This is a genomic window from Actinomadura sp. KC216, from assembly GCF_004348535.1.
Lineage (GTDB): Bacteria > Actinomycetota > Actinomycetes > Streptosporangiales > Streptosporangiaceae > Spirillospora.
Genome location: NZ_SMJX01000167.1, coordinates 1 through 17,860, shown reverse-complemented (window position 1 = coordinate 17,860; position 17,860 = coordinate 1). Strand labels below are relative to the sequence as shown.

Here is a 17,860-nt window from a genome sequence, read left to right as displayed (position 1 = left end):
GGGGCGGCGTGCGCGGGGCCGGGGGCGCCGGCCACGGCGACGGCGGTGGCGAGCCCGCTGGTGACGAGGAAGCTTCGCCGGTTCAGCGCGCGTGCGATGTCGGCCATGGGGGTAGCGACCTTTCGGGAGATTCCGGCATCGATCGCCGAAAGCCTCACCAAGGCCGGTGACCCGCGGGCACCGCCGGGATGACCACGACCCCAACAGACATGATCTTTTTGGGCCGGGCCGAAAAGAGCGCGCACAGCGCGGAGGAAAAGGATGATAAGCTGGCGCCTTGCAAGGTGCACACAGAAATTCCATCCTATGTATAGGAGCGTAGCACAGGCATGGGACTCCGTCAAGCGGACGCTGTCAACCCCGAACGCGAGGAAAATGCGCGGCAGGCCGTGATACGCACCGAGCAGGAGTACGTGACCCGCGTGTACACGCGGCTCGACGTCGAGCGCGAGCAGGCCGAGCGGGCGCTGCGCGAGGGCCCGGCCACGGGCGGCGGAAGCGCGTTCCAGGCCCGCCTCGAAAGCGCCGTCGCCACCGACGAGGCCGCCCGCCGCCTCGCCCGGCTCGGCGGCGTCGAGCACGGGCTGTGCTTCGGCCGCATCGACCACCGCGCGGGCGCCGACGGCCCCGGCGACACGTTCTACATCGGCCGCATCGGCCTCCGCGACGAGGACCGCGAGCCCCTCCTGATCGACTGGCGCGCCGCCGCGGCCCGCCCGTTCTACACCGCCACGCCGGGCGCGCCCGGCACCCTCGCCCGGCGCCGCCACCTGCACCTGCGCCGGCGCGAGGTCGTCCGGCTGGACGACGAGGTGTTCGACCTGGAGGGCCTGGCGGAGTCCGAGCGCGGCGGCATCGTCGGGGAGGCCGCCCTCCTCGCCACGCTCCGCCGCGGCCGGACGGGCCGGATGAGCGACGTCGTCGCCACCATCCAGGAGGAGCAGGACCAGGTCATCCGCTCCGGCCTGCAAGGGGTGCTCGTCGTCCAGGGCGGCCCCGGCACCGGCAAGACGGTCGCCGCGCTGCACCGTGCCGCGTACCTGCTCTACACGCACCGGGACGTCCTCGAACGGCGCGGGGTGCTCGTCGTCGGCCCGAACGCCACGTTCCTCCGCTACATCGAGCAGGTTCTCCCCGGCCTGGGCGAGACCGACGTCGCCCTGGCGACGGTCGGCGAGCTGTACCCGGGCCTGAAGGCGACCGCCACCGAAGACCCCGCGGTCGCCGTCGTGAAGGGCGACCTGCGCATGGCCGGCCTGCTGCGGGAGGCCGTCCACGACCGGCAGCGCGTCCCGGACGACGGCCTGCACGTCCAGACCGACGGCCTCACCCTGGTCGTGGACGCCGAAACCTGCGAGCAGGCACGCGACCGTGCCCGCGGCCTGCACCTGCCCCACAACATCCAGCGGCGCCGATTCGTCCACGACCTGCTGGAGGCGCTCGCCGTCAACCGCGCCGAGCAGTTCGACCGCATCATGGACGAGCCCCTGGAGGAGATGGCCGGCGACGGCGGCCTCCCCGGCTGGCTCCAGGAGCTCATCGACGAGGCCGAGGACGAGCCCCTCCTGGACGAGACGGAGCTCCGCCTCGCCAAGGAGAGCCTCTGGCAGGAACCCGCCGTCCGGTCCGCGATCAATGCTCTCTGGCCCGAACTGACCCCCGAGCAGCTCCTGGCCGACCTCTTCGCGGCCCCCGATTCCCTATCTCGCCTGGGAGCCCGCGCAGGGCTGACTCCCGCCGAGTCGTCGCTGCTGCACCGCCCGCCTTCCGCTCGATGGACGATCTCCGACGTGCCCCTCCTGGACGAGGCCGCCGACCTCCTCGGCAAGGACGACTCCGCCGACAAGGCCCGCGAGCGCGCCGCCGCCGCAGAGCGCGCGCGGGAGGCGCTGTACGCCCAGGAGGTGATCGAGTCCGCCGGCACCGGCAACGTCGAAGCGCTCGCCGCGAGCGACCTGATCTCCGGGAGCGACCTGGCCGAACGCCACCAGGACGGCGGCCCGCCGCTCACCACCGCCCAGCGCGCCCTGGCCGACCGCGAATGGGTGTACGGGCACGTGATCGTCGACGAGGCGCAGGAGCTGTCCGAAATGGCGTGGCGGACGGTGATGAAGCGCGTCCCGACCCGTTCCCTGACCGTCGTCGGCGACATCGCCCAGACCGGCAGCGCCGCCGGGGCCGCGTCGTGGGGCCAGATGCTCGACCGGTACGTCCCCGGCCGCTGGCGCGAGCAGCGCCTCCTGGTCAACTACCGCACCCCGGCCGCCATCATGCGGGTCGCCGCCCGGGTCCTCGCCGCCGTCGCGCCCGGGCAGACGCCGCCCGAGTCCGTCCGCGACGACGGCCCGCCGCCCACCGCGCTCGCGATGCCGGTCACGGAGCTGCCGTCGCTCGTCCGGTCGGAGCTGTCGAGCATCGCCGCCGGGACGCCCGACGGCATCGGCGGCGCCTTCAAGGAGGGGCGGCTCGCCGTCATCGCGTCCGCCGCCCGGCACGCCGCCGTCCGCGCCGCCCTCCCGGACGCCGCCGCGGGGGCGACACCGGAGGCGCTCGACTCCCCCGCCGTCGTGCTGACCGCGGAGGAGGCCAAGGGCCTGGAGTTCGACTCCGTGATCATCGTGGACCCGGCGGGCATCCTGACCGGCTCCCCGAAGGGCGGCCAGGACCTCTACGTCGCCCTGACCAGGGCCACCCGCCGCCTGACGGTCGTCCACGACGGCGACCTCCCGCCCGTCCTCGCCGACCTGGCCTGATGGCAAGGGCAGGAGATGACCAAAACCGGCCGGAGTTCGTCGAGTGCCGCCCTTTACCCGGCCCGCGCCGGGCGAGAGCCTGTGCCCCCGTAGAGATCATTTTTTACTCGGGAGGTGCGGGTTGGCCAGGAGATCCCTGAGACGAACCCGGCGGACGATGACGGCGGCCGTGCTGACCGGCGCGGCGCTGGTCGCGGCGGGTGGGGCGACGGCGTTCGCCCAGGCGTCCCCCAAGATCGTGCTGAAGGACGGCGTGACACAGCCGGTCTTCTCCTACAAGGACGCGATCCGCGAGCACGTGTACGTCGAGTCCGGGGTGGACAGCGACGGCGACGGCAAGAAGGACCGCGTCAACGTGGACATCATCCGGCCCAAGGAGACCGAGAAGGGCCTCAAGGTCCCGATCGTCATGGACGCGAGCCCGTACTACGACAACGCGGGACGCGGCAACGAGAGCGAGCGCAAGACCTACGACGCGAACGGGAACCCGGTGAAGTTCCCGCTGTACTACGACAACTACTTCGTGCCGCGCGGGTACGCGTTCCTCGCCGTCGACATGATCGGGACGACGAGGTCCGACGGCTGCCCGGTGAGCGGCGGGCCGACCGACGTCCTCGGCGTCAAGGCCGTCGTCGACTGGCTGAACGGGCGCGCGAAGGCGACCCGGGCGGACGGCAGCCCGGTGAAGGCCGCGTGGAGCACCGGCCGCACCGGCATGATCGGCAAGTCCTACGACGGGACGCTCGCCAACGGCGTCGCCGCGACGGGTGTCGAGGGCCTGGAGACGATCGTCCCGATCTCGGCGATCAGCAGCTGGTACGACTACAGCCGCATGAACGGCGTGAAGTACTGGACGGACGAGCAGCCGTGGCTCGCCGACTACGTCGACACCGACCCGCCGGAGAAGTGCGCGGCCGTCAACGCCGGGCTCGACGAGGGCGAGGACGACGCGACCGGCAACTACAACGCGTACTGGCGGACCGCCGACTACCGGCACGGGACGATCGGCGACGTCCGCAACGTCCGCGCCAGCCTCTTCGCCTTCCACGGCGTCAACGACCTGAACGTGAAGGCCAACCACTTCGCGCTCTGGTGGAACGAGCTCGCCAAGCGCGGCATCGACCGGAAGGTGTGGCTGTCGCAGCGCGGCCACGTCGACCCGTTCGACACGCGGCGGGACGCGTGGGTCGCGACGCTGCACAAGTGGTTCGACCACGAGCTGCACAAGATCCGCAACGATGTGATGCGGGAGCCGCGCGCCGACATCGAGATCGGCCCCGACCAGTGGATCACCCAGCGGGACTGGCCGTCCCGGGACGCCCGGCCGGTCACCCTGCGGCCCGCCGCGGACGGCTCGCTCGGCCTGAAGCCCGCCGCGAAGGGCGCGACGGTCACGTTCACCGACGCCGCCGGCCCGCGCGGGGCGGGGCACTCGGAGGGCGAGATGGTCAGCGACCCGGGGACGGCGAAGCCGTTCAGGGCCGCGTTCGTGTCGGGCCCGCTGCCGCTGACGGGGCGCCTGTCCGGGACGCCGGACGCCCGCCTGCGGATCATGCTGGACAAGCCGACGTCCAACCTGACCGCGCTGCTCGTCGACTACGGCGAGGACACCCGCGTCGACCACCTCGGCCGGGGCTCCGGCATCCGGACGCTCGACACCGAGGACTGCAACGGTGAGAGCGCGCCCGGCGACGACGCCTGCTACAAGCAGACGGAGACCACCACGGTGACGTCGCCGGTGAACGTGGTCGCCCGCGGCTGGCTCGACGCGCAGAACGACCGGTCGCTGAGCCGTCCGTCGCCGCTGAAGCCGGGCCGCTACTACGACGTCCGGTGGGAGACGCTCAGCCAGGAGTACGTGCTGAAGAAGGGGCACCGCCTCGCGCTGATCATCGCCGGGACGGACGCCGACTACAACACCGAGACGCCGACCGGCGCCGAGGTGACGGTGGACCTGCGCGGCAGCTCCATCAGCATCCCGGTGGTCATCGGGGGCGGCGACGACGCCACGGCGCTCGTCCCGCAGCCGCTGACGACGTGGCGAGGCCCGTCCGGTGTGACGCTGCCCGTCCAGGAACGCACGTTCCACTGATCCGATGAAGAGGCCGCCGTCCCCGAGGGGGTGGCGGCCTCGCCATGTCCGGTGCGGCGCGGTCAGCGGACGGTCGTCACGCGCCTGGAGTCGGGGACGCGGTGCACGGGCACGGGGCCGCGCCGGGCCCCGTGAACGGACTCGAAGGCCCATTCCGCGGACATCATCGCTCCCTCCTGCCAGCCGGGCAGCGGGCACACCTGGTCGCCGATCACCATGACGTTGCCGTGCCCCTGGAGGTTGACCAGCGTCTCGTAGAACTCCCGCTGCTCGGGGACGGTGTGGTCCCAGTGGGCCCAGGAGCCGAGCTGGTAGGGCACCTTGTGCCAGGCGACGGACATGCCCTGCCGGTCCGGGACGACCGACCGGTCGGCGAACTCGCCGTGCAGCTTCGCCCCGGCCTCCCGGGCGACCTTCAGGCGCTGGTCGTGCGGGCGGTCGCCGAGCGTCTCCGCGTTGTCGTAGGAGCAGTAGGCGCCGATCAGGACGCCCTTGTCCGCGCGGTCGAAGTAGCCCGTGGACGGATACCAGACCTGGGTGATCTCGCTGTCGATCCGGCTCATCCCGCCGTAGACCCGGTACTTCTCCGACTCCCAGAACCGCCGGTTCGCCTGCCAGCCGATCTTGCACGCGGGCGCGAACTCGACGCCCGCGACGGCGCGCGCGAACGCGGCGGAGAACCCGGCGAGCTCGACGCGCTGCCGCAGGACCGGGACGGGGATGCTGCTCAGGCAGTAGTCGAACCGCCTGTCGTGCTCGCCGCCGGCGTCCTTCCACGCGACGCGCACGCCGTCCTCGGCGGCCCTGATGGCGTGGACGGGCGCGTCGAGCGTGACGGTCCCGGCGGGCAGCGCGGCGGCCATCCGGTTGACGATCACGTCCATCCCGCCGACCGGCTGCAGCATCGAGGGCTGGTAGCCGTGGTAGAGGTAATCGAAATAGCGGTGCTCCCAGAATGCGCTTTCCACCAGGTCCGCAAGAGCGAGCGGATCGGCCTTCTCGGGCTGCTGCCTGACGCTGAGGGGTTTGGCCAGCGCCGAGCGCGTGGAGCCCTTGTAAATGTGGTCGGTTTTGTCGAGGTCGCCGAATTCGGTCAGCAGGGCGAGCAATTCCTCGCGCTGGGCGTCGCTCAATCCCGACGCCCCGCCTCCGTCGAGCAGACCTTTCTTGACGGCGGCGGCCGCCAATTCGGCGACATATCCCTGGAGGTCGTTGGTGATGCGGCCGTGCGGCACGGCCGCCCGCCGCCACACCCGGTCGGTCTGGTACAGGTTCGCGTGGGACTTCGTGAGGAACGGTTCGAGCGGGATGCGGAGCCTGCGGCACATGGCGATGACCCGCTGGTCGTCGCTCGACAGGCGCGCGGGGCCGAGGTTGGCGTAGAGGCCGCGGTCGAACCGGCACGTCTGGGTGCGGGCCGATCCGTCCGCCCACACCTCGGTGATCGTGGCGCCGCGGCGGGCGGTGAAGCTGCGGCCGCCGACGCGGTCCTGCGCCTCGAGGACGGTCACCTTGTAGCCGGCCTCGGTGAACCTGAGCGCGGCGGCCAGCCCGCTGACGCCCGCGCCGAGGATCGCGACCGTCCTGGCGCGGCCCTTCCGCCCCGGCGGCTTCGGCGGCCCGGCCGGCGCGGGCGCCGCTTCGGCCGGAGCGGCACCGGTCATGACCTGCACCAGGGTGGCGGTGGCGGCCATGCCCAGGAACGTCCGGCGGGAAGAGCCATGGTGTGGCTGGTCCATCATGCTCCTTCTGGGAGTCGCGCCGAAGGCGGCACGTGACGGACAGCACGGTAAATGACTTCCGACGATTCCTGACAGCCGCGGAAAATGACCCAGTTGACCACTCAACGCGACAGTGACAGCTCACCGCGCGACGGCTTCCACGTCCGGAATCGGCCAGTGAAATACGCCACACGGACGCGGGTGAGAGCGCCCGGACAATCCGCGGTCAGCGGTTGTCGGTGTCCTTGCTCGGCTGGACGCGTTTCGGCTCGCCCGGCATCTTCGGATAGTTCGGCGGATACGGCATGTCGCCGAGGCCGTGGTCGCGCTCGTCGCGGTCGGCGAGGTCGAGAAGGCCCTGCAGGGAGAACGACTCGTCGTCGATCGCGGCGTGCACGTCGCCGAGCTTGGCGAAGCGGGCGGGCATCGTGGCGATGGTGAAGTCGTGCGGGTCGACGTCGGCGAGCTCGTCCCAGGTCACGGGCGCCGAGACGGGCGCGTGCGGCGCGGGCCGGACGCTGTAGGCGGACGCGATCGTCCGGTCGCGGGCGTTCTGGTTGTAGTCGATGAAGACCTGCTCGCCGCGCTCCTCCTTCCACCACCGGGTGGTGACCTCGGCGGGGGCGCGGCGCTCCACCTCGCGGCCGAACGCCAGCGCGGCCCGGCGGACCTCGGTGAACGTCCAGCGCGGCTCGATCCGGACGTAGATGTGCACGCCGCCCTTCCCGGACGTCTTCACGAACCCGGTGAGCCCCAGCTCGGCGAGCAGCTCGCGGGCCGGGCCGAGCGCGACTCGGACGGCGTCGGAGAAGTCGGTGCCGGGCTGCGGGTCGAGGTCGATGCGCAGCTCGTCGGGGTGGTCGACGTCGCCGTCCCGGACGGGCCACGGGTGGAACGTCAGCGTGCCGAGGTTGGCCGCCCACGCGATCACGGCGACCTCCGTCGGGCGCACCTCGTCGGCGGAGCGTCCGCTGGGGAACGCGATGCGGGACGTTTTCACCCAGTCGGGCGCGCCCTTGGGCACGCGCTTCTGGTAGAACGCGTCGGACTTGCCCGCGCCGCCCATGCCCGCCTGGCCGCGCGCGTAGTCTTCCCGGGTGGCCATGCGGGCGCCCTCGAAGACACCGGCGGGCCAGCGTTCCAGCGTCGTCGGGCGGTTGCGGGTGGCGCGCAGGATGCCCTCCCCCACGGCCACGTAGTACTCCACGAGCTGCCGCTTGGTGTAGCCGTGCTCGGGAAAGTAGACCTTGTCGGGGTTGGACACCTTGACGAGCCGATCCCCGACCGGGATCTCGATGTAGGGCGAGGCCATACCCAGCACGTTAACCCACTGGTCGGACAGGGCGGCGGGTACCGTCGACGGTATGGAGAAGATCCGCAAGAGCGAGGATGAGTGGCGGGCGGAGCTCAGCCCCGAGGAGTTCCACGTGCTGCGGGAGGCCGGTACCGAGAAGCCCTTCACCGGCGAGTACACCGATACCAAGACCGTCGGCGTGTACCGGTGCCGCGCCTGCGGGACGGAGCTGTTCCGCTCGGAGACCAAGTTCGACAGCCACTGCGGCTGGCCGTCGTTCTACGCGCCGTCCGACTCCGCCAAGGTCACGCTGATCGAGGACCGCTCGCTCGGCATGGTCCGCACGGAGGTGCGCTGCGCGGTGTGCGACTCGCATCTCGGGCACGTCTTCCACGGCGAGGGCTACGACACGCCCACCGACGACCGGTACTGCATCAACTCGATCTCCCTCACCCTCGAACCCGTCGAATAGGCCGCATAAGCCCCGTGAGGCAACCGCCGCGGGCGCCGGAACGTCCCTTTTGACGAGTGCGCGTGGCGAGGGGGCCCCATTGGACGAGTTCGACGGCTACACGGCCGCGTACCTGTGCGGCGGCCCGGCCAGGGTCGTTCTCGTCGCGGTGCTCGCCCTGTACGAGCGGCGCGCCGTCCGGATCTCCAAGGGGGCGCGCCGGGCCGACGCCGTGGTGCGCGAGCCCGGCGATCCGGTGGAGGCCGCGGTGCTCGCCGCGATCCCGAACGCCGGGCGGCCGCTCGGCCAGGTGATCGCGGAGGCCGCGGAGTCGGCGGCGGTGCTCGCCGTCGCGGACCCGCTGCGGAAGGCGGGGCTGATGCGCGGCGGCCGTCCCACCCGGCGGGGCAGGGCGGTGCGCCGGTCCCTCACCGCGGAGCCGGGCCCGTCCCAGGCCGGACGGCTCGCCGCGCTCGGACCGGACGGCGTCGAGGACGCCAGGCTCCGCGAGATCCTCCAGGCCAGGGACCCGAAACCGGTCGCGCTGCCCCGCGACCGCCGCCGCGGGCACCGGAACCTGGGATCCAGCAACCTGTCCGACCCCCGGTTCGACGGAGGCGACTACGGAGGCGGCTCAGGCGGCGGGGGCGGCGACTAGCGGGGCTCCACGACGGGATGCTCAGGCGAGACCGGCGATGAGCTCGGCGACCGGCTTGCGGCGGCCCGTGTAGAACGGGATCTCCTCGCGGGTGTGGAGCCGGGCCCGCGCGCCGCGCAGGTGCCGCATCAGGTCGACGATGCGGTGCAGCTCGTCGGCCTCGAACGCCAGCATCCACTCGTAGTCGCCCAGCGCGAACGACGCGACCGTGTTGGCCCGGACGTCCGGGTAGTCGCGCGCCATCTTGCCGTGCTCGGCGAGCATCGCGCGGCGCTCCTCGTCCGGCAGCAGGTACCACTCGTAGGACCGGACGAACGGGTACACGCACACGTAGGCGCGCGGCTCCTCGTCCGCGAGGAACGCCGGGATGTGGCTCTTGTTGAACTCCGCCGGGCGGTGCAGCGCCATCTGCGACCACACCGGCTCGCTGTTGCGGCCGAGGAACGTCCGGCGGAACCGGGTGTAGGTCTCCTGGAGGTCGTCGGACGTGGGCGCGTGCCACCAGAACATGTAGTCGGCGTCGGCGCGCAGCCCGGCGACGTCGTAGGCGCCGCGGGTGGTGACGTCCTTCTGCGCGGCCTGGTCGAGGAGGTCCTGGACCTCGGCCGCGTCCCGCTCGCCGACCGAGCCGGGGTTCGCGAGCCGGAACACCGACCACATCGTGTAGCGGATGACGTTATTGAGTTCGCGTGCCTTCGGCTTGCCCGCCGGCTGCGTCATGATCTGCTCCTTCCCGGCTGCGCTGGTCTCGGCCGCGCAGGTCGTCCAGGATCCGGTCGGCGGCCGCGCGCGCGGAGGCGATGCACGCGGGGATGCCGAGGCCGTCGTAGGCGGCGCCGGCGACGGCGAGCCCCGGCTGCCCGGCGACCGCGGCCCGGATCTTGGCCACGCGGTCGGCGTGGCCCACGTTGTACTGCGGGAGACCGCCGCCCCAGCGGGACACCCGGCTCTCCGCGGGGAGCTCGGTGACGCCGCAGGTCGCGGCCAGCTCGGCGATCGCGGTGGCGGTCAGCTCGCCGTCGGGCCGCTGGAGCGTGCGCTCCTCGCCGAACCGCCCGATGGAGCAGCGCACCGCGATCAATCCTGGGTCGCGTTCGCGCAGGTGGGGCCATTTTACCGAGCTGAAGGTGACGGCCTTGACGCCGCGCCCGCCGCGGTCGGGGTCGCCCTCCACGGCCGGGACGAGGTAGCCGCTGCCCTTGGGGAGGCGCGGGAACGCGGTGGCCCGGTAGGCGAGGGTGACGATCGCCATGCTGGCGTACTCGATGCCGGCGAGCTCGCGGGCGGCGGCGGGGACGTCCGGCTTGAGCAGCCGGGACGCGGGCGCCGCCGGGACGGCGATCACGACGGCGTCGGCGTCCAGGTACTCGGGGTCGCGGGTGGGGCCGACGGTGAGCCGCCAGCCGCCGTCGCGGCGGCGCAGCTCGCGGACGGTCGCGCCCGTCCTGATCGTGCCTCCGGCGGCGGCGATATCGTCCGCGACCAGGTGCGGGAGGGTGCCGAGCCCGGCCGGGAGGGTGGCGAACACCGGGCCGGGGTTCCTGGGCGCGGCGTCCCGGACGCCCTGGACGGCACTGATCAGCGAGCGGTGGGTGCGCGCGGCGGCGGCGACGGCGGGCAGCGTCGAGTCGAACGACAGCAGGTCGGCGCGTCCCGCGCACACGCCGCCGAGCAGCGGCTCGACGAGCCGGTCGACGACCTCGCGGCCGACGCGGGCGCCGATGAACCCGGCGACGGACACGTCGTCCCCGCGCCGCGTCTCCGGCAGGACGAGGTCCAGCGGGACGCGCGCCAGCCCCGCCGGGGACAGCACCTGGGACGCCGCCAGCGCCCGCAGGTCGGACGGCACGCCCATCACCTGCCCGGACGGGATCGTCCGCAGCGCGCCCCGGCTGAAGATCGCCGAGGAGGTCGTGCCGGGGTTCACCAGATCGTCGCCGCGGCCGAGGTCGCGGACCAGGTCGAGCCCCTCGGGGCGGCGGGCGAGCACCGACTCGGCGCCCTCGTCCACCGGGATGCCCGCGATCTCGCTCACCCGCAGCTTCCCGCCGATCCGCGGGGAGCCCTCCAGCACGGTCACGCGCACCCCTTCGCGGGCGAGCAGGCGCGCGGCGGCGAGCCCCGCGATGCCGCCCCCGACGACGACGGCGTGGGACGTGGACATGCCCCAAGCCTCCCAGACACCGAGCGGGACCGCGCACCGGGTCCGGCGTAGGAGGTGCGGGCGCCGTGACGTCCGTGTGCCCCGTTCGTGCCCTGATCGCGACGCGGCCGCCGGAACTGTGACCTGCGCCATCTCCGTCCAAACCGCATGCGGATCGTCAGGAATGTCAGGCAGGTCGCGTACGTGATGGTCGTGCTCCTGCTCGCCGGGACGCTGGCCGCCTGCAGCGGCGGCGGCGGCGACAGCGGCGGCGAGTCGAGGGCCGTGGACAAGGGCGGAGGCGCCGCCGCGCCGGAGGCCCGGACGGGAGCCGGAAGGAACGCGGAGCCGGGCGCCCGGACGACGCCGCAGGCGCCCCTCGCCGGCGCGCGCGAGGTCGTCCACACGGCGCGGCTCCGGGTCAGGGCCGACGACGTGGACGCCTCGGCCACCAAGGCGAAGCAGATGGTCGCCGCGGTGGGCGGCTACGTCGAGCGGGAGTCGAGCTCGACCGACCCGGCCCGCTCCGAGATCACCCTGAAGATCCCCACCCCCCGGTACACGGACCTGCTGAACCAGCTCAGCACGCAGCTCGGCGCGAAGCTGTCGCTGACCCAGGAGGCCGAGGACGTCACGGGCGAGGTCGCGGACGTGGCGGCCCGCGTCCGCTCCGCCGAGGCGACGCTCGCCTCGTTCCGCAAGCTGCTGGAGCGGGCGAACTCCGTCAGCGAGATCATCAACGTCGAGCAGGAGATCGCGGAGCGGGAGTCGGACCTGGAGGCGCTGCAGGCGCGCGAGAAGGCGCTCAAGAGCAGCACCCAGTACGCGACGGTCACCGTCATGCTGGTGACCAAGATCACCCCGCCCGAGGAGAAGGACGACGAGGGCGGCTTCGTGGACGCGCTCGGCGACGGCTGGAACGCCTTCGCCGCGTTCCTCGGCGGCATCGCCATCCTGCTGGCGTGGCTCCTGCCGTTCCTCGTCCTGGCCGCGGTGATCGCCACGCCGGTGGTGATGTTCCGGCACCGGCTGCGCGCACGGTTCGGGATCGGCACCCGCCCGCCCGCGCCCGGCGGGCCGGGCCCGCAGCCGCCCCTGCCGGAGACCGCCGCCGCCGGTTCCGCCCCGTCCAGGCCGTCGGGTCCGTCGGGGCCCGAGTCTCCGCAGGGGCCTCCGCCGCCCGCCTAGAGCGTGCTCTCGGTGCTCGCCTCGTGGACGAGGTCCGCGAGGCGGGCCAGCACGTCCGGGTTCGTGGACGGCGACACGCCGTGCCCCAGGTTGAAGATGTGGCCCTCGGCGGTGCGGCCGCGGGCGAGCACGTCCCGGGCCCGGCTCTCGACGGTCTCCCACGGGGCGAACAGGATCGCCGGGTCGAGGTTGCCCTGCAGGGCCTTGCCGGGCGGGACGCGGCTGACGGCCTCGTCCAGCGGGACCCGCCAGTCGACGCCGACGACGTCCGCCCCGGCCTCGCCCATCGGGCCGAGCAGCTCGCCCGTCCCGACGCCGAAGTGGATGCGCGGGACGCCGAGCGGCTCGATCTCGGCGAAGATGCGGCGGGTGTGCGGCAGCACGGACTCGCGGTAGTCCTGCGCGGCGACCGCGCCGACCCACGAGTCGAACAGCTGCACGGCGCTCGCCCCGGCCGCGACCTGCACCTTCAGGAACGCGATCGTGAGGTCGGCGAGCCGGGCCATGAGGTCGGCCCACAGCTCGGGCTCGCCGTACATCAGGGCCTTGGTGCGCTCGTGGTTCTTGGACGGCCCGCCCTCGATCAGGTACGAGGCGAGCGTGAACGGGCCCCCGGCGAAGCCGATCAGCGGGGTGGCGCCGAGCTCACCGACCAGGCCCTCGACGGCCTCGGTCACGTACGGGACGTCGTCCGGCGCGAGCGGCCGCAGCGCCGCCACGCCCGCCGCGTCCCGGATCGGGTCGGCGATGACCGGGCCCACGCCCGGCTTGATGTCGAGGTCGACGCCGATCGCCTTGAGCGGCACCATGATGTCGCTGAAGAAGATCGCCGCGTCCACCGCGTACCGGCGCACCGGCTGCAGCGTGATCTCGACGATCATGTCCGGGCGGGCGCAGGACTCCAGCATCGGGACGCCGTCGCGGACGCGCAGGTACTCGGGCAGCGAACGTCCGGCCTGCCGCATGAACCACACGGGCGTGTGCGGCACCGGACGCCGGCGGCATGCCAGCAGGAAGGGGCTCTCGGTCGCGGTGCTGTCGGTCACCAGGCGATCGTCCCACGAAAAAACGGTGAGAAAGCACGGGAACGGGCCCGGGACCGGCACGAACTTCCGGACACGCCGAGCGAAGTCCCGCATTCTGTCACCGGCGCGTGCGAACGTGATGCGTGTCATAGCCGAGGGAGGTCCCCCTTGTACTGCTCCACCTGCGGTGATGAACGTATGTTCGAGCAGCCGCCGTGCCCGGACGGTCATGGCGAGGAGTGCCCCGAGCGGGCCTGCGTGGAGTGCGGCACGGCCGTGATGGTCGGCTCGCCGCTGACCGCGCCCGGCGCCGACGGGGTCCCCGCCGCGCCCCTCCTGGCCGCCCTGGCGTCCGGCGCGCCCACCGGCCGCGCCGCCACCGTGCGGGCCGTCGCCTGAGCGGCCCGGCCCCCGAGACGAAACCACCTGTGCCGTGCCTGCTTCCCCTCCGCGTTCCCCCGTCGCCCCGTTCCGACATCGGCGACCCGAGCCACACCCCCGCACCCGACCACTCCCCCGCGATCAGGCCGGTCCATCCATGAACCCACCTGCCTTCGAGCGGGCCCTCGGCACGCTCCAGGAGATCCTCGACGGGCCCGGCGTCCGTCCGGAGCTCGACCTGGAGTCCATGCCCGCCCCGCAGAGCCTGGCGCCCCACGCCGCCGCGCTGTCCGGCAGCGTCTACCGCGACGACGACACCGAGATCGCGATGGGGCGCCTCATCGTCCTGTACGACCCGGACGGCGACAGCGGCTGGACGAACGGGTTCCGCATCGTCGCCTACATCCGCGCCGACCTGGAGCCCGAGATCGCCGCCGACGAGCTGATCGGCTCCGTCGCGTGGGACTGGCTGCTGGAGGCGCTGGAGCCCGCCGGGTACGCGGGCGAGTCCGGGACGATCACCCGGGCGGTGTCGGAGAGCTTCGGCGACAAGCGCGGCGAGCCGTCCACGACCGAGCTGGAGCTGCGCGCGTCGTGGTCCCCGACGGGCGATGATCTCGCCCCGCACGTGCGGGCCTGGTGCGAGGTGATGTGCACGACGGCGGGCCTGCCGCCGTCCGGCGTCGCCGCGCTGCCGGACCGGCCTGGCGGGGCAGGCGGCTGAGCGACGTACGGTAGGGGGCGTGAGCACAGCGTCCGAGACCGAGGCGGCGGAAGTGCACACGGAGGCCGACAGCCCTTCTCGTCCGCCGGTGTCCCGGAAGCCGCGCACGGCTCGTCGACCCGAGGATGAAAAAGGTTCTGTGGGAGTGTCCGAAACGCGCGCCACCGGTCCCGAGCGGGACACCGGTGCTGAGACCACGGCCGCGACGCGGTCCGGGACCGTTCCAGAGCAGGTCGTGCGGGAGCCGGCCGAGGCCGCCGACGGCGGCCCGCCGCCCGTCCCGCTGCTGGAACCGCGCGAGGGCGTCCCGCCCGTGATCACCGACGATGCCGAACTGGAACGTGTCATCGCGGCGTTCGCCGCGGGCACGGGGCCCGTCGCCGTCGACGCCGAGCGGGCGTCCGGCTACCGCTACGGCCAGCGCGCCTACCTGATCCAGCTGCGCCGCGCGGGCGCGGGCACGGCGCTGATCGACCCCATCGCGCTGCCCGACCTGTCCGGCCTGGACGCCGCGATCGCCGACGCCGAGCTCGTCCTGCACGCCGCCAACCAGGATCTGCCGTGCCTGGCCGAGGTCGGCCTCGTCCCGCGGCGGCTGTTCGACACCGAGCTGGCGGGGCGGCTGCTCGGCTACCCGCGGGTCGGGCTCGGGTCCATGGTCGAGAACGTGCTGGGCTTCCTGCTGGAGAAGGGGCACTCGGCGGCCGACTGGTCGACGCGCCCCCTCCCGGAGGACTGGCTCCGCTACGCCGCGCTGGACGTCGAGCTGCTGGTCGAGCTGCGCGACGCCCTGCAGAACGAACTCGAGGCCGCGGGCAAGCTGGAGTGGGCGCTGGAGGAGTTCGCGGCGATCCTGGCGACCCCGCCGAAGCCGCCGCGGGCCGACCCGTGGCGCCGCACGTCCGGGATCCACCGGGTGCGGAACCGGCGGGCGCTCGCCACCGTCCGGGAGATCTGGGAGGCCCGCGACAAGATCGCCCGCGAGCGGGACCTGTCGCCCGGCCGGGTGCTCCAGGACGCCGCGATCATCGAGCTGGCGCAGCGCGCGCCGCGCACGCCCGCCGAGCTGCAGGCGCTCCCGACGATGCGGGGCCGCGGCGCCCGCCGGCACCAGTCCGCGTGGCTGCGCGCCATCGCCCGCGCCCGCGACCTCACCGACCGCGGGCTGCCCGAGCCGACCGTCCCCGGCGACGGCCCGCCGCCCGCGCACCGCTGGGCCGACCGCGACCCCGAGGCCGCCAAGCGCCTCACCGCCGCCCGCGCCGTCGTCGCCGCGCTCGCCGACGAGCACTCGATGCCGTCGGAGAACCTCATCCAGCCCGACGCCGTCCGCCGGCTGGCCTGGACGCCGCCGCCCGAGCCGTCCGCGTCGGCGGTCGCCGCCGCGCTCCGCGACCTCGGCGCCCGCCGCTGGCAGGTGGAGCTCACCGCGCAGCCGCTCGCCCGCGCCTTCCACCGCCTGGAGTGCAAGGGCGACCTCTGACCCCGCTCACAGGTCGGGGAGCGGGTCCTTCGGGAGGCTGTCGCGGTCGAAGACCTCGGCGTCGGCCGCGTTGACGACCGCGATGTACTCGTCGTCCATCTCGAAGTCCGCGCCCGCGAAATGGAACGCCGCGCCCGCGTTGGTCTCCACCGGCCCGAGCCGGGTGCCGCGCGGGTAGCTGCCCCAGACGCTCTTCGGCGTGGTGCGGCTGATCGCGCCGGTGGAGATCACCGATATCTGCTCGTCGGTGATCACGAAGATGAAACCGGCTCCCCCGCCGTACCCCTGCGCGGGAAAGATGTAGCGGATCTCCTCTTCGATGCCGAGGAACTCGCGGCAGCGTTCGCGGAGCGCGCGTGGCACCGGCATGGCTGTGGAGTCACCTCCCCCAGGGCGAAACAGCGTCGGCGTCCCAATCATGCACCCGTTGGCGAGGGCATCGCCAGGGGTCAGGCGGTCGCCAGGGCCGCGGTCGGGGGCAGCCGCGCCGCGCGCATCGCCGGATAGAGGCCCGCGACGGTCCCGATCGCGAGCGTCGCGGCGAGCGCCCCGCCGAGCGCCCACGCGGGCACGACCGGCGGCCAGCCCTTCCACAGCGCGAATGCGATGGTCACCGCCGCGCCGAGAAGGACGCCGGCCGCGCCGCCGAGCCCCGACAGCAGCAGCGACTCGGCGAGGAACTGCGTCCGGACCTGACCGCGCGTCGCGCCGAGCGAGCGCCGCAGCCCGATCTCGCGGCGCCGCTCCAGCACCGAGATCACCATCGTGTTCGCGACGCCGACGCCGCCGACGAGCAGCGCGACCGCGCCGAGCCCGAGCAGCAGCCCGGTGAACGCGCCGGTCGCGGCGGCCTTGGCCTCCAGCGCGTCCGAGGGCCGGCTGACCTGGACCTCCTCGGGATGCTCCGGGTTGATCGTCCGGGCCAGGACCTCCCTGACGTCGCTCACGGACGCGTCCGCCGACCGCTCGTAGATCGTCGTCGGGTGCCCGTCGAAGCCCAGGTAGCGGCGTGCCGCGTCCCAGCCGACGAGCGCGGAGCGGTCGATCTCCGGCGCCAGCTCCGCGGGCCGCAGGACGCCGAGGACGACGAACCAGCGCCCGCCGATCCACACCTGGCCGCCCGCCCGGTCCAGCCCGAGCCGCCGCGCCGCCTCCGCACCGAGGACGACCCCCGGATACCGGGCGGTGCCGGCGTTCAGCCAGCGCCCGCTCGCCGTTTCGACGCCGAGGGTCCCGAGCAGGTCCGGCGTCGCGGCCTGCACGGAGATGCCGTGCGTGACCTCGTCCGGGATCTTGTCGGTGCGGCGAACACTCGCAGATACCGCCCCTGTGGCGCCGACCGCCGTGACGGGCCCGATCCGCCGCACCATCTCCGGCGCCGACTCGGGCAGCGCGGCCTTCTCGCCGAACAGCGTGTCGCCCGGCCGGGCCGTCAGCAGGTTCGTGCCGAGCCGGTCGAGCCGCCGCAGCAGGTCCTCCTTCCCGGACGACGAGATCCCGATCACCGCGACCATCGTGGCGATCCCGATCGCGATGCCGAGCGCGGACAGCACCACCCGCGCCGGACGCGCCCGCAGCCCGCCCATCCCGACGCGCAGCACGTCCACCGTCCTGAGCCGCGCGGGCTCCAGTTCCGATCGCGGCTTCATCGGCTGCCGGCCTCCGCCCGCTCGTCGGCCACGATGCGGCCGTCCAGGACCCGGACCCGGCGCCGCGCCGCGGCGGCCACGTCCAGGTCATGCGTGATGATCGCGACGGTGGTCCCGGCGCGGTTCAGCTCGTCCAGCAGCGCCAGCACCCCGGCGCCCGCCGCGGAGTCGAGGTTGCCGGTCGGCTCGTCGGCCAGCAGCAGCCCCGGCTCGCCGACGACGGCCCGCGCCACCGCGACCCGCTGCTGCTCGCCGCCCGACAGCTCGTGCGGCCGGTGCCCGGTCCGGCGCCCGAGCC

Annotated in this window: 16 protein-coding genes; 8 read left to right on the top strand and 8 right to left on the bottom strand. The window is 73.5% G+C overall.

Going from position 1 to position 17,860, the window contains the following annotated elements:
- Positions 1-329 precede the first annotated feature (329 nt).
- Positions 330-2,753 carry an ATP-binding domain-containing protein gene (locus E1264_RS25835; RefSeq protein ID WP_132177904.1) on the top strand — a complete coding sequence of 808 codons (2,424 nt, stop codon included), beginning with the start codon at positions 330-332 and terminating at the stop codon, positions 2,751-2,753.
- Positions 2,754-2,910: 157 nt separating this feature from the next.
- The gene (locus E1264_RS25830; RefSeq protein ID WP_132177902.1) at positions 2,911-4,845 is read left to right on the top strand and encodes a Xaa-Pro dipeptidyl-peptidase; all 1,935 of its coding nucleotides are present in this window, start codon (positions 2,911-2,913) and stop codon (positions 4,843-4,845) included.
- Positions 4,846-4,907: 62 nt separating this feature from the next.
- On the opposite strand, the gene E1264_RS25825 is transcribed toward E1264_RS25830, so the two are convergent.
- Positions 4,908-6,539, bottom strand: coding sequence for an FAD-dependent oxidoreductase (locus E1264_RS25825; RefSeq protein ID WP_165964386.1), 1,632 nt, complete (start codon positions 6,537-6,539; stop codon positions 4,908-4,910).
- A gap of 253 nt (positions 6,540-6,792) precedes the next feature.
- Positions 6,793-7,878 carry a DNA polymerase domain-containing protein gene (locus E1264_RS25820; RefSeq protein ID WP_132177898.1) on the bottom strand — a complete coding sequence of 362 codons (1,086 nt, stop codon included), beginning with the start codon at positions 7,876-7,878 and terminating at the stop codon, positions 6,793-6,795.
- A gap of 52 nt (positions 7,879-7,930) precedes the next feature.
- Between E1264_RS25820 and msrB the strand changes: the two genes are divergently transcribed.
- Together msrB and E1264_RS25810 are read left to right on the top strand one after the other, a co-directional pair.
- Positions 7,931-8,332: a peptide-methionine (R)-S-oxide reductase MsrB gene (gene msrB / locus E1264_RS25815; RefSeq protein WP_132177896.1), complete on the top strand. Its 402-nt coding sequence runs from the start codon at positions 7,931-7,933 to the stop codon at positions 8,330-8,332.
- Positions 8,333-8,381: 49 nt separating this feature from the next.
- A complete protein-coding gene (locus tag E1264_RS25810) occupies positions 8,382-8,969 on the top strand; it encodes a TIGR04222 domain-containing membrane protein (RefSeq protein ID WP_279491419.1) in 588 nt (195 codons plus the stop codon).
- A 21-nt stretch (positions 8,970-8,990) separates the two neighbouring features.
- Here E1264_RS25810 and hemQ read toward each other — a convergent pair whose 3' ends face one another.
- Positions 8,991-9,689: a hydrogen peroxide-dependent heme synthase gene (hemQ, locus tag E1264_RS25805; protein ID WP_132177892.1), complete on the bottom strand. Its 699-nt coding sequence runs from the start codon at positions 9,687-9,689 to the stop codon at positions 8,991-8,993.
- Positions 9,646-11,133: a protoporphyrinogen oxidase gene (gene hemG, locus E1264_RS25800; RefSeq protein ID WP_132177890.1), complete on the bottom strand. Its 1,488-nt coding sequence runs from the start codon at positions 11,131-11,133 to the stop codon at positions 9,646-9,648. The genes hemQ and hemG overlap by 44 nt, the downstream gene beginning before the upstream one ends.
- Before the next feature lie 147 nt (positions 11,134-11,280).
- Between hemG and E1264_RS25795 the strand changes: the two genes are divergently transcribed.
- Positions 11,281-12,300 carry a DUF4349 domain-containing protein gene (locus tag E1264_RS25795; protein ID WP_132177888.1) on the top strand — a complete coding sequence of 340 codons (1,020 nt, stop codon included), beginning with the start codon at positions 11,281-11,283 and terminating at the stop codon, positions 12,298-12,300.
- Here E1264_RS25795 and hemE read toward each other — a convergent pair.
- Complete coding sequence (hemE, locus tag E1264_RS25790) at positions 12,297-13,310, bottom strand: uroporphyrinogen decarboxylase (RefSeq protein WP_279491425.1); 1,014 nt, start codon at positions 13,308-13,310, stop codon at positions 12,297-12,299. The genes E1264_RS25795 and hemE overlap by 4 nt on opposite strands.
- 213 nt (positions 13,311-13,523) lie before the next feature.
- Here hemE and E1264_RS25785 point away from each other — a divergent pair, with 213 nt between their 5' ends.
- The 3 genes from E1264_RS25785 to E1264_RS25775 all read left to right on the top strand — a co-directional run bounded on the left by E1264_RS25785 (position 13,524) and on the right by E1264_RS25775 (position 15,913).
- A complete protein-coding gene (locus E1264_RS25785) occupies positions 13,524-13,724 on the top strand; it encodes a hypothetical protein (protein ID WP_132177884.1) in 201 nt (66 codons plus the stop codon).
- A gap of 139 nt (positions 13,725-13,863) precedes the next feature.
- Entirely contained in the window at positions 13,864-14,430 is a 567-nt protein-coding gene (locus E1264_RS25780) for a DUF3000 domain-containing protein (RefSeq protein WP_132177882.1), read from the top strand.
- A 235-nt stretch (positions 14,431-14,665) separates the two neighbouring features.
- Positions 14,666-15,913, top strand: coding sequence for a ribonuclease D (locus E1264_RS25775; RefSeq protein ID WP_132177909.1), 1,248 nt, complete (start codon positions 14,666-14,668; stop codon positions 15,911-15,913).
- Between the two features lie 6 nt (positions 15,914-15,919).
- Here E1264_RS25775 and E1264_RS25770 read toward each other — a convergent pair whose 3' ends face one another.
- The 3 genes from E1264_RS25770 to E1264_RS25760 all read right to left on the bottom strand — a co-directional run.
- The gene (locus E1264_RS25770; protein WP_132177880.1) at positions 15,920-16,282 is read right to left on the bottom strand and encodes a hypothetical protein; all 363 of its coding nucleotides are present in this window, start codon (positions 16,280-16,282) and stop codon (positions 15,920-15,922) included.
- 80 nt (positions 16,283-16,362) lie between these two features.
- The gene (locus E1264_RS25765) at positions 16,363-17,562 is read right to left on the bottom strand and encodes an ABC transporter permease (RefSeq protein WP_132177878.1); all 1,200 of its coding nucleotides are present in this window, start codon (positions 17,560-17,562) and stop codon (positions 16,363-16,365) included.
- Positions 17,559-17,860: ATP-binding cassette domain-containing protein (locus E1264_RS25760; protein ID WP_132177876.1), on the bottom strand; the 302-nt coding region annotated here is incomplete at its 5' end. The genes E1264_RS25765 and E1264_RS25760, both read right to left, overlap by 4 nt.